Source organism: Xylanibacter ruminicola (assembly GCF_900107775.1).
In the GTDB taxonomy this organism is placed as follows: domain Bacteria; phylum Bacteroidota; class Bacteroidia; order Bacteroidales; family Bacteroidaceae; genus Prevotella; species Prevotella ruminicola_C.
On the sequence record NZ_FNRF01000001.1, the window covers coordinates 302,191 to 320,860 of the forward strand.

The window sequence follows — 18,670 nt, forward strand, 5'->3', positions numbered from 1 at the left end:
GGGCTATCGGTGCCTGTTATGGCCGACGGGATAGAAGACTGGAGCAAAACGATTGCCGCTCCAGCCGACAACACAAAAGTATCTCGCAGACCCGCCGCCAAAGAGCGACTGTTTTACTCAGACACCATCGAAAAGAAGATTGCCGAGGTAAAAAAGATGCTGAAGGACGCTCCATACTTAGCATGGATGTTCGAGAACTGTTTTCCGAACACGCTCGACACCACCGTACACTACTCGGATGCTGAGGGCGACGACGACACCTTTGTATATACAGGCGACATTCACGCCATGTGGCTGCGCGATTCGGGTGCCCAGGTATGGCCTTACGTACAGTTTGCCAAGAAAGACAAGAAAATCAGAAAAATGGTACGAGGTACCATCCTGCGCCAGTTGAAGTGTATCTGCATCGACCCCTATGCCAACGCCTTTAACATGGGACCAACAGGCAGCGAATGGGCCAGCGACCACACCACGATGAATCCCAACCTGCATGAGCGCAAGTACGAGATCGACTCGCTGTGCTATCCCCTGCGACTGGCCTATTACTACTGGCAGGTAACTGGCGACGACAGCATTTTTGGCGGCCTGTGGCAGGAGGCCATCGGTAAGATTCTGAAGACTTTCCGTGAACAGCAGCGCAAAAACGGGCATGGTCCATACCGCTTCCAGCGTACCACAGCCCAGCAGTACGATACCGTGAGTCATGGTGGTTATGGAAACCCCGTAAAGCCAGTAGGTCTGATAGCCTCTATCTTCCGTCCCAGCGACGATGCTACGGTGTTCCCCTTCCTCATCCCATCAAACTTCTTTGCCGTAACATCACTGCGTAAGGCTGCTGATATCCTGACCAAGGTGAACAACGACACCAAGACTGCCAACGAGTGCACAACCTTAGCCAACGAGGTGAGCGCCGCCCTGCAGCAGTACGCTATCTATAACCATCCTAAATATGGTAAGATTTATGCCTTTGAGGTGGATGGCTTTGGTAACCAGCACCTGATGGACGATGCTAACGTGCCCAGTTTGCTGGCAATGGCTTACTTAGGTGATGTGGATGTAAACGACCCTATCTATCAGAACACCCGTAAGTTTGTATGGAGCGAGGATAACCCTTACTTCTTCCGTGGTAAGGCCGGCGAAGGTATCGGTGGACCTCATGTAGGCTACGATATGGTATGGCCCATGTCGATTATGATGCGTGCCTTTACCAGCACCGACGACCAGGAGATTAAGCAGTGCCTGCAGATGCTGGTTGATACCGATGCCGGCACAGGCTTTATGCACGAGTCGTTCAACAAGGACAATGCTGCCAATTACAGTCGCCACTGGTTTGCCTGGCAAAACACCTTGTTTGGTGAGCTGATACTAAAACTGATAGATGATGGAAAATTGAACCTGCTCAAAAACATTCATAAATAAAAAAAAGTTGCGATAGCCTATAGTGATATAGGCTATCGCTTTTTTATTTACTCCCAACCAGGATTCTGTGTAAGAGAAGGATTGTGTTGAATTTCATCCTGTGGGATAGGCCAAAGGAGAACCCACTCAGGAATAGCACCAATCTTAACATTATCTACAGGTTTATTCTGGATCTTCGCACCTGAGAGCGCAACCCAATTGAGTTTTCCAGAATAATCGCCAGCAGCTTCTGGATACAAACGAGTACGACGGATATCATCCCATACTTTGAATTCAACAGGGAACTCGTGCAGACGTTCTGTCAAGATAGCTGTAACAAGTTCATCGCCAGTTGCTGTCTCGGCAGTCAAACCAGCACGTTTACGCACCTGATTCAGATACTCCTGTGCTTTGGCGGTATTGCCTGTACGGGCATAGCCTTCGGCAGCTATCAGCAGCACCTCGGCAAAACGCATGGTAGGGATATTATTGTCGCCACCATGATTCTTAATGATGGCATCCTCATCAAACCACGACCAGATACCAGTATAGTTGAGCGTATGCTCCACACCAGTCTTATCAGTATAGGTATTGAAGAAGAACTGCTTCTCGTGACTTCTGATATCCTCGGGAGCATAACTCTTGAAAATCATATCACATGGATGGTAGGCCTTATGTAACACGTTCATGCTGAACACCTGATTACCATTGGCATCCTTCCAGGTGGTAGCGTCGGAACCGATACTGAGATTAACATACCCGTTACCTATATTATTATTTGAATAATCGTACTCCTTAGCAAAGATGATTTCCTTAGAAGTCTTAGAGGTCTTAATCACATTATAAGCCGAGTTCAGATCGTCGGAACTGCCATTTGCCTGCTCCAGTACAGCAGTACCACCATCAATCACCATCTCGGCCATCTGGGCTGCCTTTTTATAATCTTCGGCACCACCATTCATGGGGAAACCAGCACGCTGAAGATATACCTGAGCCAGAAGGGTTTGTGCCATAGCACGGGTTACACGACAGCCATTATCGTAGAACGACTTGTTGGGAAGTGCCGTTCCCGTAGCGATATCAGTCAGGTCGTCGATGATATGCTGATATACTTCGGCTGCAGAGTTACGCTCTTTGAACATGCCATCGGTAGATGTGTATGGCTCATCCACATAAGGCACATCGCCAAACTCCTTTACTAAATAGAAATAGGCATAAGCACGGAAGAATTTACCCTCGGCCACATAGTTGTCGATAGTAGCCTGATCGAGCACATCGGTCATCTTGGGCACATTGGCCAACACGAAATTGGCACGGGAGATACCTTTGTAGAACTCATGCCACAATGACATGGCAGGACTGGAAAACTTCTCCAAGGTATAGGTACATGCCTTCGCAGCTTCGGCCAACTGTGAGTCGCCATGGTCGTCGTAGAACAAACCTGAGATAATACCACCGTACATCGTGGCTTTGGGCTGCCAACCACCACCATTCTGATTCAAATAAGGTACGCCACCGAAATAAAGCGCATCAACACCTGTCTGCGCATCTTCCTTTGACTGCCAGAACTGGCTTGACGATTTCTGATCCAGTGGCTTTTCTTCCAGGAATTCGTCACAAGAAGTAAGACCAAATGTGGCACTTGCCATCATTCCATATATGATATATTTTATTGTTTTCATAAAACAGTTACAATAAGTTGTTTAGAAAGTTACATTAACACCAAAAGAGAACGTTTTTGGACGAGGATAAGAGAAGAACTGACGGTTGGCACCCCAGTTATTACTACCCAGACGTGTTGAGTTATCTGGATCGTAACCCTTATAATCGTCGGAGCAGATGAGCCAGAAGTTGTTCAGGTTAGCATACAGGCGCAAAGCTGAAATACCAAGAGTTCGGCAAGCAGAACCAGAGAAGGTATAACCAAGTTGCAAGAGATTAAAACGCAAGTAAGAACCATCACAAACCCAGTCGGAATCGGCCTGATTGTTGGCGCCCATACCGAAGTTATTCAAACGCAAGGCCTGCTCTACCCCATTGGGATTGTTTACTGGATGCCAAGCCTCCTCGTATAAACGATCGAGACCATTGGTAAGGAAACGAGCCAAGGTAGAGTGATAGTACTCCTGCATAATATCTGCACCCATTGAGAACTGAAGATCAAGCGTAAAGTCGAAATTCTTGTAGTTGAAGGTATTGATGAAAGAACCTGTCCAATCAGGCAGACCATTACCCAATATCTCACGCTGCTTATAAGTAACCTTTTCGCCTACAATAGATGGGATATTCATCGTACTGGCATCCCAGTTCTCGGGGTGACCATCGTAGATACCAGCGCGCTTGTAACCATAGAAAGTAGAAAGCGCTTCGCCTTCGCGGATAAGCATATCGTAACCTACAAAGCCATCTGTAAGAATCTGACGTTTTCCGCTGACTGGATCAACAGAAGCACCCTCATCGAGTTTCTCCACCTTATTCTTATTAAAGCCCAGGTTCAAAGTAGAGGTCCACTGGAAGTCTTTAGTCTGAATAGGATAAGCTGTTACCAGAATATCAAAACCGTGGTTAGATACGGCACCAATGTTGTCCATAATCGAAGAATAACCTGTTGACTCGGGAACAGGACGATTCAAGAGCAGATCAGAGGTGTACTTATAGTAGTAAGAGATGTCAAAATTCAAACGATTCTTGAATAAACCCAGTTCGATGCCTAAATCCCACTGTGCTGTCTTCTCCCACTTCAGGTTGGCATTAGGCATATTGTCAAGATAAGAAACGGTTACCATCTTACCACCTAAGATAGTGGTTGACTGACTGACAGTAGCCAGAGAACGATAGGTACCAATCTCAGAGTTACCCGTCATACCAAATGAGGTATGAAGCTTTAACTTGCTGATGGTCTCAATATCCTTCAAAAAACTCTCGTTCGAGGCTAACCATCCTAAGCCCACTGATGGGAAGAAAGCATACTTGTTGTTCTGGCCAAACTTAGAAGAACCATCATAACGACCCGTTACAGTAGCCATATAGGTATTATTGTAGTTATAGGCCAAGCGTAAGAAGTATGAGTTCATGGCCCACTTATCGTAGTCGGAGCCAACAGATGGCTTCAATGTGCCAGAACCTAGGTTATAGTAGCCATAGTAATCGTCGGTAAAGGTATTGTCGGAAGCACCGAAATAATCATATTTGCGTGCCTGCCAAGAAGCACCAGCCATGGCATTCAGATGATGTTTCCCAAAGTCGTTTACATAAGTAAGATAGGTTTCTTCCTGCCAATAAAGTGAGTTTGAGTTACCTGCAGAAGCTGCACCCTGAGAGGCACCTTGGTCGATAAGCTGATGTGGTTGGAAAGGTGTATATCCCTTACTGCGGTTATTATGGTAGTCGATACCTAACTGGGTTCTCAAATCCAATCCCTTTGCAAGGTGGAAAGTAAGAGCAGCATTTCCGAAGATCTGAGTCTTATACTGTATAACCTGTACACGCTCAAGCAACTCTACTGGGTTGGCAACACCCTCGGGAGAGAATGTCTGATAACCACTATTGGGGTTATCCTTATCTTTAAGTATACCTGTTGTATTAATCATGTTATTCTGTACATACTCACCATTAAGCTGTACAGGCAACCAAGGCAACTGCTCAATCATCGTGCGCAGAGCACCCTGTCCATAGGGATTGTCGGAGGTATGATTACCCCATGAGTGGTTCACCAACAGATTCAATCCTGTAGAAAGCCACTTAGTTGGGTTATCATCGTAGGCCAGTTTTGCATTTACACGCTTATAATAAGTATTGAGAAGAATACCCTGCTGATCGGTAAAGTTAAGGAATGCACCCACCGAAGAGCCATTCTCGCCAGAGCGTTGGATACTCAACTCATGATTATGAGATACGGCTACACGAGAACACTCGTCCTGCCAATCGGTATCATAAAGCGGATTACCATTGCTATCAAAATAACGGGTATCGGTGAATATCTTCGACAGATCGGTATCAAAGTTCATGCCCTGGAACTGATTAGCATTCTCAAGACCTTGCTTGAAAGCGCTCATCCACTCAGAAGCATTCATGACATCCATCTTTCGGGCCATACTGCTTACCGAAAAAGAGCCATCATACTTGATGTGCGCTCCCTTACCGGCATTACCACGTTTGGTGGTTACCATGATAACACCATTGGCACCACGGGCACCATAGATAGCCGCCGAAGAGGCATCTTTAAGCACCTCGATACTCTCGATATCATTAGGGTTGAGGAACTGGAAATCAGTCATGGCAACACCATCTACGATATACAATGGACTAGAAGAGGCATTGATAGTTGAGATACCACGGATAATAACACGCATCTCGCCACCAGGCTGACCGGTGTTATTAAAGATGTTTACACCCGCAGCCTTACCTTTTAAACCTTCCAAGGCATTGAAACCCTGCATTTTCAAGATTTCAGAGCCCTTGGTCGTAGAAGACGAACCTGTAAGGTCGGACTTACGCATCGTACCATAACCTACCACAACCACCTCATCCAGGAGTTGTTTATCCTCCAGGAGTACGATTCGCTGCGAGCCACCTTTACCGAGTTTAATGGTTTGGGCAACATAGCCAATAGACGACACTCGTATCTCGTCGCCAGAAGCTGCATCGATGTCGCACCGGCCGTTAATATCGGTAATGACACCTGTTTTAGAAGACATCATCATCACACTGGCGCCAACAACCGGCTCATTCTGGCCATCAACGACGGTAATGATCACCTTTTTTTGCTGTTGAACAGATGTTACCTCTGTCAACGGTTGGGAAACTGAGTTAGCTAGAACACTGACTGGAGAACCGAATGTCATTGCACCAGCAGAAAGTAGTAATAGCGAAGAACACATCGTCTTCGAGACTTTTCTTTCGCGTTTGTACATAATGTTAATTAGTTAATGTGTTAATAATTAAATATTAAGTAATAAGTATAGTGTTGAATTTACGAGTTGGTGAATGTGGAATTCTGGTTGCAAATATCTGTCTTTTAAAAATAATAGCAGTCCTATCCTCTGCCATTTTTGTCCAAAACACGGTTAATTTCCGCATTTTTCTTTATAACCATAATAAGCGCCCCTCTCGATGTGATTCGGGAGGGGCGCAATGTTAGGTTTGGGGAATTTGGCTATTTTTTGAACAGATGTGGGATAAACTCGTTGAGACCACGGCGCCAGGTGAGCCACTCGTGGGCGGTACCCTTCGACTCGTTTGAATCTACCTTGATACCCAACTCACGCAACTGCTTAACGATATCGCCGCTCTTGATGAAATCTTCCTCGCCCCAGTTCATATACATATAATGTATCTTCTTATTGAACTCGTCGGCGTTGGCAAACACACCATCGTAGGCTGTCTTGACATCGAGACCGAAGATAGCACCGCTGAAGGTTCCGAGCCAAGCAAACTTATCAAGATTGGTCAGTACAACATCGAAAGTCTGATGCCCCCCCCATGACAAACCAGCCATAGCACGGTTCTCGCGATCGCTCTTAGTGCGGTAGTTATTATCAATATAAGGAATAAGGTCGTTCAGCAGTACAGGATAGAACGAAGCACCATAGGCGCTGCGACCAGCCTGATTGTTACCACCACCGAATGGAGCCTTGATATCGCCACTCTCCATGACCACAATCATAGGTACGGCCTCGCCTTTGGCAATGGCGTTGTCCATGATGTGCTGCATGTGGCCCTGCTTGCTCCAGCCAGTCTCGTCCTCACCCATGCCATGCTGCAGGTAGAGTACGGGGTAACGCTTCTTAGCATTCTTGGCCAACTCGTATTCAGCTGGGGTATAAACCATAGCGTGACGCCAGGTCTTCTGCTCGTTGCTATAGTAATAGATGCTACGAACCTGACCAGCGGGCACACCCTGCTGTGGACGGTAGTAGTCGCCCTCAGCCCCCTCGGGAATCTCGATACCACCGGCCTCGCGGTTGCAGCCGAAGAAGGTCTCGGTTGAAGGATCGATGAAGTTTACACCGTTGATATTCATGAAATAATAGTGGAAACCAACGGGCAGGGGATCGGTAACAGCCATGAAGTTGCCCTTACCATCGCGCTGCATGTCGTATTTCTTGTTGCAGATATCGAGCACTACCTTACGGGCCTCGGGAGCTGCGATACGGAAATATGCACGACCTTCCTTATCTACCTTGGGGAACTCGTTGCCAGGAACGGTTGTCTCGGCAATGAAAGCATCGGCAGGAACCTCAATCTGCTTAGGCATCTCGATATAGGGACGCTTGGGCTCGTAACCTAGGTGACGGGCTACAGCCTCGCCATAACGGCAACCTAACTCACGATAGCCAGCGGCATCGAAGTGCAGACGGTCTGGACCATTGGTACAGCCATCCGAAGAGATGACCTGCGAGGTGTGGAGGGTAAGAGGCAGTTCATCAATCTGCTTCTTACAACCGATACATACCCCCTTACCATCGGCCTGAACAATGTTGCCGGCATAGAGGTTCACCTCCTCGGGCTTCAGGTTCAGGTCGCCACACAGGTTATCATAAACCTGCTTAACCATACCTGCCCACTTGGGGTCGCCAGTATTGGTCTCACCCTGGTGCATCAGGATACCCTTGATAACACCATCCTTCTGAGCCTTCTTAGCCAGTGTAACCAGACGCTCGTAGGGATTGTTATCGTAAGCAGCCAGCATACCCTTCATCCAGTTGGGAGCTACCTTCAGGTAGTTCTGGATGCTATCAGGCAGGAAGCCCTTGATATCGATACCACCAATAGCCACGTGAATCACACCTATCTTAATATTCTCAGGCAGTGAAGCCACAAGAGTACGACCGAACCAGTCGGCGGGAGTCAGACCGGTGTTTGGACGACAGAGAGGAGCCGAAGCCTCGCACCACTCACCCATCTTACGACCCTTTTCGGGGAAGTCGACAGCGGGCATCAGGAGGAAGCGTGGACCAGGGCTGGTCAAATCCTGCGCCTCGGGACGGGCATTACCCTCCATGTTCGACTGGCCGAAACACAGGAAAATGTAGAAATTAGGATCTGGCTTGCCAACCTGTTCGGTAGCAGCCTTCTTAGGAGCGGCCTTACGTTTCTGGGCCGACATGCTGGCGGGCAGAATGAGCAATGCCGATGCCAACAGGAAAGTTTTTAAAGTTGATTGATACATTTTAATTGAGTTGATATAAAGTTATTATTTGAGTTTTTTCTTTCCACCAACGATGTAGATGCCACGAGGCAACGTATCCCACTGGTCACTAGTGGCAATCTTGGTTCCCTGCAGTGTGTAAACGGCGTCGTTGTCGTTGGTACGCTGCACGGTACGGATACCAGATGTGCTGCCAGCCTTCAGGAAATCGAAATAGGCTGGAGTATCGTATTTGGCAGGAGCAGCATCTTTAAGATACTTGCCTGTTCCCATATTCTTAAGCGTAAAGCCCTGACCATCCACGTATTTGATTTCCCATACAGCGCCATCCTGGATATCCTGGCCATACTGATTACCCTCCAGACCAAGTACAAAACTGCACCAGCCAGAAACAGCCTGCGAATTAAGATAACCAGGCTTTTCAGTCCACATGATATACTCGTTACCATTGAGCAGCATCAGCTTTAACAGATAACAATCTGTACGACCAGAGATGGGTTCGGCCTTAAACATATAGCCGTTAATAGCCTTGTCGTTGATAACCTTCAAAGCAGCGTCGTAGCCTAAGTTCTGGGCATCTGAACCATAGAGCACCTTCTGTGTTTCCTTATTCAGGAGCATAAAGGTTTGACCAGAAACATCCGACAGACTGCTAAGAGCAGTAAAATCGGCCAAATCAAGACCTGTAACCTTGACGGCAAACGATCGCTTCCATTCAGTACCCTTAATATCGGTATAAGTTACGTTAAGTTGTGTCTCGCCACTGGCCAGCGCACAGAGCATTCCATTCTTTACCACGGCTACCGCAGGGTTATCTACAGTACAGGTAGCAACACCCGAGATATCCTTGGTATGTCCGTCGACATAAAGCAACTCCAACGATATCGGTGTTTTGTCACCAATCATCAAGTCGAACGATTCTTGTTCGGCCTTCAGCGCCTGAACAGTATAGGAATCGCCTGTTTCTTCCTCGTCGTCGGCATGCGGCCAGTTTACTTGGTAATACTCGGCATACCAGTCGAAGCAAGCCTTAGCACAAGCCTCAGGATTACCATTGAATGCTGGTTTTACTACGTTTTGACCATAGAGTGCATCGAGATCCATGAAGTCATGCGGATGGGTAAGCGTCATGGAGATGTTGCCAAAATGGTCGAGCACGGCCTTGAACGCTTTACCCCACTTTGACGTTGAACCCGTAGCCCAGGTACCAAGGTTCTTATACACAATATCGCCAAACTCGTTACGCTTTACTGTACCATCAGCATTTGTATCAGGCTCTTTTGGCTCCTTGATAGGACTCCAGTCAACCTCGCTAATAAAAATAGGATTGGTATCAACCACTGGCACAGCATTATGGAAACTGGAAATCTTATTGTCGGGGTCGGGGTTATCATCGCTACTGTTATACCAACCGGGATAGTCGTGTACGGCATAACCAATATTATCGCCCTCGATAGGGTATTCGGCATAACTGCGATAGTTCGACTGGTAGCCTGTACCAGGCACCCAGATGATACCCGTAAAACCATTCTCACGGATTTTATCTACAACAGGCTGAAAATAGTCGTGCAAGGCCTTTGTATCGTCCTGATTGTTAGCATTCCTGATATTAACAGGCTCGTTAGCCAGCTCGATACTAATCTGCCCAGCATGCTCTTGCACATAACTCTGCTTAGTAACAATATCCCAAACGGTTATCAGATACTTCTGATAGTAGTCACCCACTTTCAAGTTGTGTGGACACACACCGGGAGGGCGCATCACCACAAACAGGCCATGGTTCATGGCCTTCTCGGCTAACTTTAGATATAAAGAAGGTAGGAACGTTTCTAATCGGTCGGGATTAAACTTCTTGATATCAGCCTCACCCGAGGCACTGGCATCCTGCCCTGTCGAGCCAGCATAAACATAACTGTCAGAAGGATCGTTAGTCCAAGCGGGGTCCAGATGTAAGCGGAAAATATTGCATTTGGCTTGTTCCATGCCAGCAAACAGGGTCTCGAAGAATGACAGACATTTTTTGGCACCATTAGCATCGTAATTGGTGTCATCAGCCCAGGGCGAGCCCCAGCGCCAGCCATTAAAGTACATATTCGGCGTGTCCATCACACCATGGAGCACCACTTGGTTACCATGTTTGTCAACTAGCCATCTTCCTTCAGTATGGAGCGAGGGCAATGGCTTTACTCCCTGAGCTCCTGCGCCAAGCGCACATAGAATTGTAATCAGAGTAAATATACGTTTCATCAATGTTTCAGTTTATTCTGGGTGCAAAGGTACGCAGTTTTCAGAAAATACCTTTTTCAAAGAGTTACATTTACTTTTGTGTGCGTATCATCGTCCCCTAACAAGCACTTTTTTACCTTGTTTTTGAGTTTATTTAAAATTCTTTTGTATCTTTGCATCCAGAAACATCAATTACCTGGAACAGTATATGAGACAGACAAAAATTTGGATATTCCTGATGGTGATGGCAGGCATTCTGATGACAGCCTGCAACAATGAGGAGCAGAACGGACAGATGAGTGAAGCCGACAAATTGATTGAGAGCACTCAGAAGACCAAGAACTACCCTGAACTGCTGAAGGTGGTTGACAGTTTAGAAACCACCGGCAGCATCACCCCCACCAAAGCATACTATTGGCGAGGCTATGCCTGCGACAAGATGAAACGACAGCGCCTGGCTGAGTTCTATTGGAAAGCATCGCTCGATGCAGCTGAAAACGCAACCAGCAGCGACGAGATGGCTTACTATGCCAAGTCGGCCAGTCGTCTGGCTAACATGCTATCCGTAAGAGGTGACTACGAGGAGGGACTGAATGCTGCCATACCCGCGGCCAACAAACTGGAAGAACTGCACTGCGACAGTACCAGCGACTACCTGAACATACTAATATATATAGGTTGTTGCCAGGAGGGATTAGGCACAGCCGATGGTAATAGCGACGGTTTTAATAAGGCATACCAGCGCCATAAGGAAAATATTGAGACCTTCCACAACGATGTGGTCTATAAAGATGGTATCACCGGTCTCATCAATATTACCTATAATTATATATATGCCAAGAAATGGCAGGAAGCCCTGACATGGACTACCCGCTTTGGACAGATACTGAGCGAATACGAACAGCGACCTGATGCTGATGCCGACTTTATCGACCGACAGCTGGCCCGCTACGATATCTATCACGCCATAGCCCTGCAAGGCTTAGGTCAAACCGAAGAAGCAGCCAAGGCCTATGAAAAGTTCCAAAGCACCCATTACAGCAACACGCCTAAGGGACGTATCGACGCTAACGACTATCTGACAGCCGCCAACCGCTGGGACGAAGCCGCTGAACACTATAGCAGTCTGGATGCTATGATGGGCGAAACGCCACAGAATTACTCGTTGGAGAACATCGAGAACCTGGTGCTGAAGAAATACCGCACTAACCTGTTGGCAGGTCGACGCGACTCGGCCATCCAAGTTGCCCTGAATATCAGTAATGCATTAAGTCAAGCTATTAACAAGTCGAAGAAGATAGAACAGGAAGAGCAGGGTGTGATTGTAAAGACCGTAGAGAAGATGACAGAGCAGGAAGCCAAGAAAAATCGCAAGTATCAGTTTATGATTGCTTTCGGTATTGCCATTGTCATACTCTGTTTGTTAGGCTATGCACTCATCCGTCGCCGTATGGCGCATCAGCTACAGGCTGCCTACGACGATTTAAAATACGACTACGATCGCATGGAAGCCGATACGGCAGTGAAAGAGCGCGAAGCCTCAGAATTCCGTATCGCCCAGAATATACAGCGTGTGATTGCCCCACGACTGCTACCCAAGTATAAGTCGTTCGACCTATGGAGTGCCGTTAAGATGGGCCAGATGGAAGGCAGCGGTGTGATGGACTACTGTGTACGCGACGGCAAACTGTTCTTCTGTGTAGGAGAATCAGGCGTAGAAGGTGTCAAAGCCTCATTGCTCACAACCATCGTCAAAGCACAGTTCCGTACAGCAGCCACCTTCGAATCGCAGCCCGACAAAATCATGTCGGCCATCAACAATGCTTTGGCACAGAAGGAAAACAAAGGTATCGATATACGTCTGTTTATTGGTGTACTCGACATTTATAATGGCAAACTGTACTTCTGCAATGCCAGTCATGCAGCTCCACTATTGGTAAGCAACGAGCTACACCACCTGCCTGTAGAGCAGAATGTGGCCATAGGCGAAGAACCCAACTATGCCTATGAGGCTCAGGAGATGACGATGCTGCCAGGCACCATGATTTTCCTGAATACCGAAGGACTGATTAAGGTAAAGAATGCCGAGCACCGCGTATTTAACGAGAAACGCATGTTAGGATCGGCACTGCAGGCCATGAAACTGGATCCTCGCCCCAAACCGTTTATCGAGAACATGCTGGACGCTGTTCATCGCTTTGCCGGCGACTTCGAACAGCGTGATGATATGGCCCTGTTGGCCATCCGCTTCAAAGGTGCCGCCAAACTGGAGCAGAAAACCGACGAGGACTTAGAGCCTGAGATGGAACCTGAGGTAGAAACAACCGTTGCACCAGAGCAACCAGAGCCCACAATTGCTACCGAGCCCATACCTGAGCCACAGGTATTCGAAGAGCCCAAGGTTTACGACGAACCAGAGTACTACGACGAGCCAGATGTGATCATCGAAGATGCCGAAGCTACTGAGATACAATAGACAAACAGTTAGCAAAACATATTCAAAAGGTGCTGCGCAACAAAACGTAGCACCTTTTATTTTATTAGAAACTTAAAAAAAGGTAAACGTTTAATAAGGCCATATATTTAAAAAGTAACCAGAACTTTATCAAATGTTACATTTTTGGACAATTTGACAATTTTACAAACTCTACGTTACAAAAAATAAACTAAATGAGTTAAATTTATAATATATTTGCAACCGAAAATTGAAACCTAAAAGTACGAATTCAGCCAAATAACATATTCAATTATCTAACTAATTAAATTAATTATGTGGAATTTTAAATCAATCCAAAAGCCGTTAATGGCACTGTTCCTGCTCTGTTTGTTCCCACTGGGAGCGCTGGCTCAGAGCTTGATCAAGGGAACGGTGAAAGATGTATCTGGCGACCCGATCATTGGTGCTAGTGTAAAAGTACAAGGATCAAAGTCGGGTGTCATTACAGACTTCGATGGTAACTTCAGTGTTCAGGCCGAGAACAACGCCACACTGGTTATCAGCTACATTGGCTACACTACCGAAACTGTAAAGGTAGCTGGCAAAAACAACCTCTCCATTACTCTTAAAGAAGATGCACAGACACTGAATGACATCGTAGTTATCGGTTATGGTGTGCAGAAGAAATCAGACTTGACCGGTGCTGTTGCATCAGTAAAGGCCGAGGACCTGAAACACCGTTCAACCACCGACGCTGCCGCAGCTCTACAGGGTAAGGCTGCTGGTGTACAGATTCTGAACAGTTCAGGTAAGCCAGGTGCAGGCGCTAACATCCGCGTACGTGGTTACTCTTCTAACTCAAGCAACGTTGGTCCTCTGTTGATCGTCGATGGTCTGCAGGTATCAAGCATCCAGTACCTCGATCCTTCAATGATTGAGTCAATGGAAGTTCTGAAGGACGCTGCTTCGGCTGCCATCTATGGTGCTGAGGCTGGTAACGGTGTTGTACTGATTACCACCAAGAGCGGTGCCAAGAGCAAGGGCCAGGGTACTATCACTTACGAGGCTAAGTTCACCAACCAGGGTCTTGGTCACGTTGGTAAGCTCCTGAACGCTTCTCAGTTCAAGGATTGGATGACTATGCAGCTCGGTGCTGCTCAGGTTGAGTCAGATTTAAAAGGTGCCACAGAGCAATTCGGTTGGAACCCCAACACTAACACCGACTGGATGAAGGAGTACTTCGAGGACACATGGGCACAGCAACACACCCTGTCATTCCAGGGTGGCAACGACCGTGGTTCTTACTTCCTGAGCACTAGCTATGTAAATCAGGATGGTATCGTAAAGGGCAGCAAGGATAAGTATGAGCGCCTGACTGCTCAGATCAATGCCGACTATAAGATTAAGGATTGGTTGCAGATTGGTACTAACACTGCAATCGAGAAGTGGGCTTCACGCGGTGTATCTGAGAACGGTTACGGTTCTTCATTCGAGATGCTGCTGTTGATCGACCCACTGACTCCACTGTATTGGACTTCTCCTAACCAGATGTTAGGTCAGTATAGAGACTACTACAACGCTATTCAGGCTGGTAATTCAAACTACACCTTGTTCGGTGATGAGAATGGTTACTATGCTACCTCTTATTTCAACACACGTCTGGCTGGTGCCAACCCATTCTCACAGCGCGACCGCGCCGAGGGTAAGAATGAAGGTGTAAACGTGAACGGTACCGTATTCATGAACATCACTCCTATCAAGCAGGTTACCTTCACTTCTCGTCTGGGTTATCGTTTGTCATTCAGCAACAGCTCTGACTGGCAGTATCCTTACTACCTGAACGCTCAGACCAAGGGTGACAACTACTCTATCTCAGGTTCAAGTAGCAACTCTACCTGGTATCAGTGGGAAAACTTCATCAACTACAACCAGGACTTCGGTAAGCACAATGTAGGCGCCATGGCCGGTATGTCATTCCGCCAGTACAACTCTAATGGTGTAAACGCTAGCGCATCTGGTCCAGACATTCTGAAGTCATACGAGCCTAACTTCCGCTATCTGAACTGTGTAAACGGTAATGATAACACTACCAAGAACTTTGGTGGCGTACCAAACATGACTCGCGCCATGTCTTACTTCGGTCGTGTTCTCTATAGCTACGACAACCGTTATAGCTTGCAGGGTAACTTCCGTGCTGATGCATTCGACTCTTCTAAGCTGTCAAAGGACAACCGTTGGGGTTACTTCTTCTCTGGTTCAGCAGGTTGGACATTCTCTAACGAGAAGTTCTTCAAGGACAACATCGATCCAAGCATCATGTCATTCGGTAAGATCCGTGCATCTTGGGGTACTAACGGTAACGTAAACGTACTGGGTAACTACTCATACACTGCCGGTATCTCTACAAACAGCCAGTTCTACAACTATGGTCCAACAAATGCTGTTTCATATGGTTCAATGCCTAACGGTATTGCCAACCCTGATCTGACATGGGAAAAGTCTGAGCAGTTCGACCTCGGTGCCGACTTCCGCTTCTTCAACGATCGTCTGTCACTCGGTATCGACTGGTACAAGAAGACCACTAAGGATCTGCTCGTATCTGCTCCTGTAATGCCTGAGTCTGGTGTATCTTCAATGACTATCAATGCCGGTAAGGTAGAGAACAGCGGTCTTGAGGTTGAGCTCACATGGAAGGACAACATCGGTGACTTCAGATACAGCATCTCTGGTAACTTCGCTACTCTGCACAACGAGGTAACTTACCTCGATCCTTCTATCGAGCGCATCCAAGGTGCTACCGTTGAGGGTGCTAGCCCTGAGGTTGTACGCTGCTACTTCGAGCAGGGCCAGCCCGTATGGTACATGCGCGGTTATAAGTATGCTGGTCGTGCAGCTGATGGCACACCTCAGTACTATGCCAAGGACGGTTCTATCACCAACGACCCACAGGCTGATGACATGACTAACGTTGGTTCTGGTCTGCCTTCTCTGACCTATGGTATCACACTGAATGCTGAGTATAAGGGCTTCGATCTGACCGTATTCGGTGCTGGTGAGGCTGGTAACGATATCTACTACGGTCTGTATCGTACAGGTTACAACAACATCGCTAAGGGCGTTTATGACGACTTTAAGTCTGGTAAGCTTCCTGAGGCTTCTTCAGTAGCTGGTAGCGGTACATTCTGGCGTTCTTCTGCAATGGTTTACAGTGGCTCATTCTTCAAGCTGAAGCAGATTCAGCTGGGTTACACCCTGCCTACCAACCTGACCAAGAAGGTTTATATGCAGAACGTACGTGCATACGTATCTCTCGACGACTTCTTCACATTCACCAAGTATCCTGGTCTCGATCCAGAAACCTGCACACAGGAGTACAACTGCCCAGGTCTCGACAAGGGTAACTATCCTAACATGCGCAAGCTGGTTCTTGGTTTAAGTGTTACATTCTAATCCAATAAAAAATTAAATACCGAATATAAATATGAAAAAGATATTATTTTCAGTTGCTTTGCTTTCTGCAGGTATGATGTGTACATCATGCAGTCAGGATCTGCTCGACATTGAGCAGAAGGCAACCAGCAGCACAGGTAACTTCTATAAGACAGATGCCGATGCTGAGTCGGCTGTTACAGCTATGTATGCAACATACATTGGCGAGATTGGTGGTACTGAGGGCATTTGGAATGCCTACATCATGGGTCTGAATTACTCAGCAGATGACGTATTTGCTGCTGGTGGCGACACTCATGACCATGCAGACTTCCGTATTCTTAATGAATTCCGCTATGACCCGAGTTCTCTCCCAATCAAGAATCTGTACAACCACATTTACAAGGCTATTTATTCGGCCAACTTGGTTATCAACTATTTCGGCGAAACAGCTGACACACAAGTTAAGAAGCAGGCTGTTGCCGAGGCAAGAGTGATGCGTGCATGGGCTCACATGCTGGCTGCACAGGTTTACTATCAGCCACCATTGATCGACCATCTGATCACAACAGAGAAGCCAACCAATGCAGAGTCTCAGAAAGCTATTTTTGACTGGTGCGTTAAGGAGTGTGAAGAGGCTATGAGCGACCTGCCTGATCGCAAGGGTCAGAGCGACAAGGAAGGTGCTTGGCGCGTAACAAAGGGCTTTGCTCAGTTTGTTGCAGGAAAGTCAGCCCTGTTCGCTGGTGATAATGCTAAGTGTGCCAGTGTGCTGAAGCCACTGGTAGAGTCTTCTAACTATGCACTGGTTCCTGGTGAGCGTTTCCGCGATCTGTTCCACGTAGAGGGTGACGGTTGTGAGGAGAAGATTTTCGAGTTCAACTATATCACAAACACTTCCGCAGCAGGTGGCACAGCATCATGGATGGGCGGTAACAACCGCGGTCGTTGGATGGTTGCCAATGTACTGAACTGGCGTGGTGATGATATTGCCGAGAAGAATGGTAAAGCTCCTTTAATCTGCGCTGTTGGCGGTTGGGGCGGTGGCTCTATCAACCACGAATTTGCTCACAAGATGTTAGCTAACGATGGTGACAGCTATCGTCGTAAGGCTACATTCCTCACCTCTGATGAGTTCTTCTATGATGAGAAGCTTTGCGGTTGGCAGACCGATGCTACATGCACAACTCTGGAGCAGAAGCAGTTTGATCCAAAGCGTGGTATCAAGAATGATAATGGTTCATTCTCTCGTAGCGACGTGATGGAGGTTAAGATGATGATGCACCCTAACGATGCAGATCTCTCTGTAGAGGCAAACTGTAACAATACCAACTTGTGTATTGCTCGACTAGCAGAAGCTTATCTGCTGTATGCAGAGGCCTGCATTGCATCAGGAAACAAAGCCGAAGCTCTGAAGTACATCAATAAGATTCAGCAGCGTGCTGGCTCAAAGACTATCTCTACCGAGGCTACTATGCAGGTTCTTCAGGATGAGAAACAGTATGAGCTTTGGTTCGAGGGTTGCCGATGGTTCGACATCGTACGTTGGGGTATTGCTAAGCAGTGCTACGACAAGGTTCTCGACAACATTCCTTACCAGTTTGATGAATACTTCACTTCAGGAGGTACAAAGCCTCACAAACTCTACTATGAAGTAAGACATCCATTCAAGGAAATTGATGGTCTCACTCTTAAGTTCGTAGAGGGTAAGAATGAGTACTGGCCATTGCCACAGACCGTTATCGAAATTAACGATCAGATGCACCAGGTACGTGGTTGGGCTAACAACTAAATCAAATCAGATGTTTAACAAATGAATTATAGTAGTTAGTATTAGACACATTGTTTTGGTATTTCGAAGGTGCTGCGTCGCGAGATGCGGCACTTTTTTTTGTGCTAAAAGCAACATTTACCCACATATTAAAACAAATTAACAAGAATGATATAAAACGAAAAGAATTTGTTACAAGAAATAAAGTTAGAAAGTGTATTTTTATCGTATATTTGCAGCGTGTTACGATTAAAGTGGC

General features: G+C 46.9%; 8 protein-coding genes. 4 read left to right on the forward strand and 4 right to left on the reverse strand.

What is annotated here, in order from left to right; genetic code table 11:
• The first annotated feature begins 18 nt into the window (after positions 1-18).
• Positions 19-1,419, forward strand: a complete 1,401-nt coding sequence (locus BLU97_RS01075; protein WP_233426289.1) for a glycoside hydrolase family 125 protein — start codon at positions 19-21, stop codon at positions 1,417-1,419.
• A 47-nt stretch (positions 1,420-1,466) separates the two neighbouring features.
• On the opposite strand, the gene BLU97_RS01080 is transcribed toward BLU97_RS01075, so the two are convergent.
• From BLU97_RS01080 to BLU97_RS01095, 4 genes are all read right to left on the reverse strand, one after another.
• On the reverse strand, positions 1,467-3,080 hold the full coding sequence (locus BLU97_RS01080) for a RagB/SusD family nutrient uptake outer membrane protein (protein WP_074759859.1): 1,614 nt from the start codon (positions 3,078-3,080) through the stop codon (positions 1,467-1,469).
• A 21-nt stretch (positions 3,081-3,101) separates the two neighbouring features.
• A complete protein-coding gene (locus BLU97_RS01085) occupies positions 3,102-6,311 on the reverse strand; it encodes a SusC/RagA family TonB-linked outer membrane protein (RefSeq protein WP_074759860.1) in 3,210 nt (1,069 codons plus the stop codon).
• 242 nt (positions 6,312-6,553) lie between these two features.
• Positions 6,554-8,569, reverse strand: a complete 2,016-nt coding sequence (locus BLU97_RS01090; protein WP_074759861.1) for a bifunctional carbohydrate acetyl esterase/feruloyl esterase — start codon at positions 8,567-8,569, stop codon at positions 6,554-6,556.
• A gap of 24 nt (positions 8,570-8,593) precedes the next feature.
• Positions 8,594-10,795 (reverse strand): cellulase family glycosylhydrolase, encoded by a 2,202-nt coding sequence (locus BLU97_RS01095; protein ID WP_074759862.1) that lies wholly within the window; start codon positions 10,793-10,795, stop codon positions 8,594-8,596.
• A 187-nt stretch (positions 10,796-10,982) separates the two neighbouring features.
• Here BLU97_RS01095 and BLU97_RS01100 point away from each other — a divergent pair, with 187 nt between their 5' ends.
• The 3 genes from BLU97_RS01100 (at position 10,983) to BLU97_RS01110 (ending at position 18,432) form a co-directional block, all read left to right on the forward strand.
• The gene (locus tag BLU97_RS01100; protein WP_074759863.1) at positions 10,983-13,250 is read left to right on the forward strand and encodes a SpoIIE family protein phosphatase; all 2,268 of its coding nucleotides are present in this window, start codon (positions 10,983-10,985) and stop codon (positions 13,248-13,250) included.
• 327 nt (positions 13,251-13,577) lie between these two features.
• On the forward strand, positions 13,578-16,661 hold the full coding sequence (locus tag BLU97_RS01105; RefSeq protein WP_254771626.1) for a SusC/RagA family TonB-linked outer membrane protein: 3,084 nt from the start codon (positions 13,578-13,580) through the stop codon (positions 16,659-16,661).
• A gap of 31 nt (positions 16,662-16,692) precedes the next feature.
• The gene (locus BLU97_RS01110; protein WP_074759865.1) at positions 16,693-18,432 is read left to right on the forward strand and encodes a RagB/SusD family nutrient uptake outer membrane protein; all 1,740 of its coding nucleotides are present in this window, start codon (positions 16,693-16,695) and stop codon (positions 18,430-18,432) included.
• The last annotated feature ends 238 nt before the right edge of the window (positions 18,433-18,670 follow it).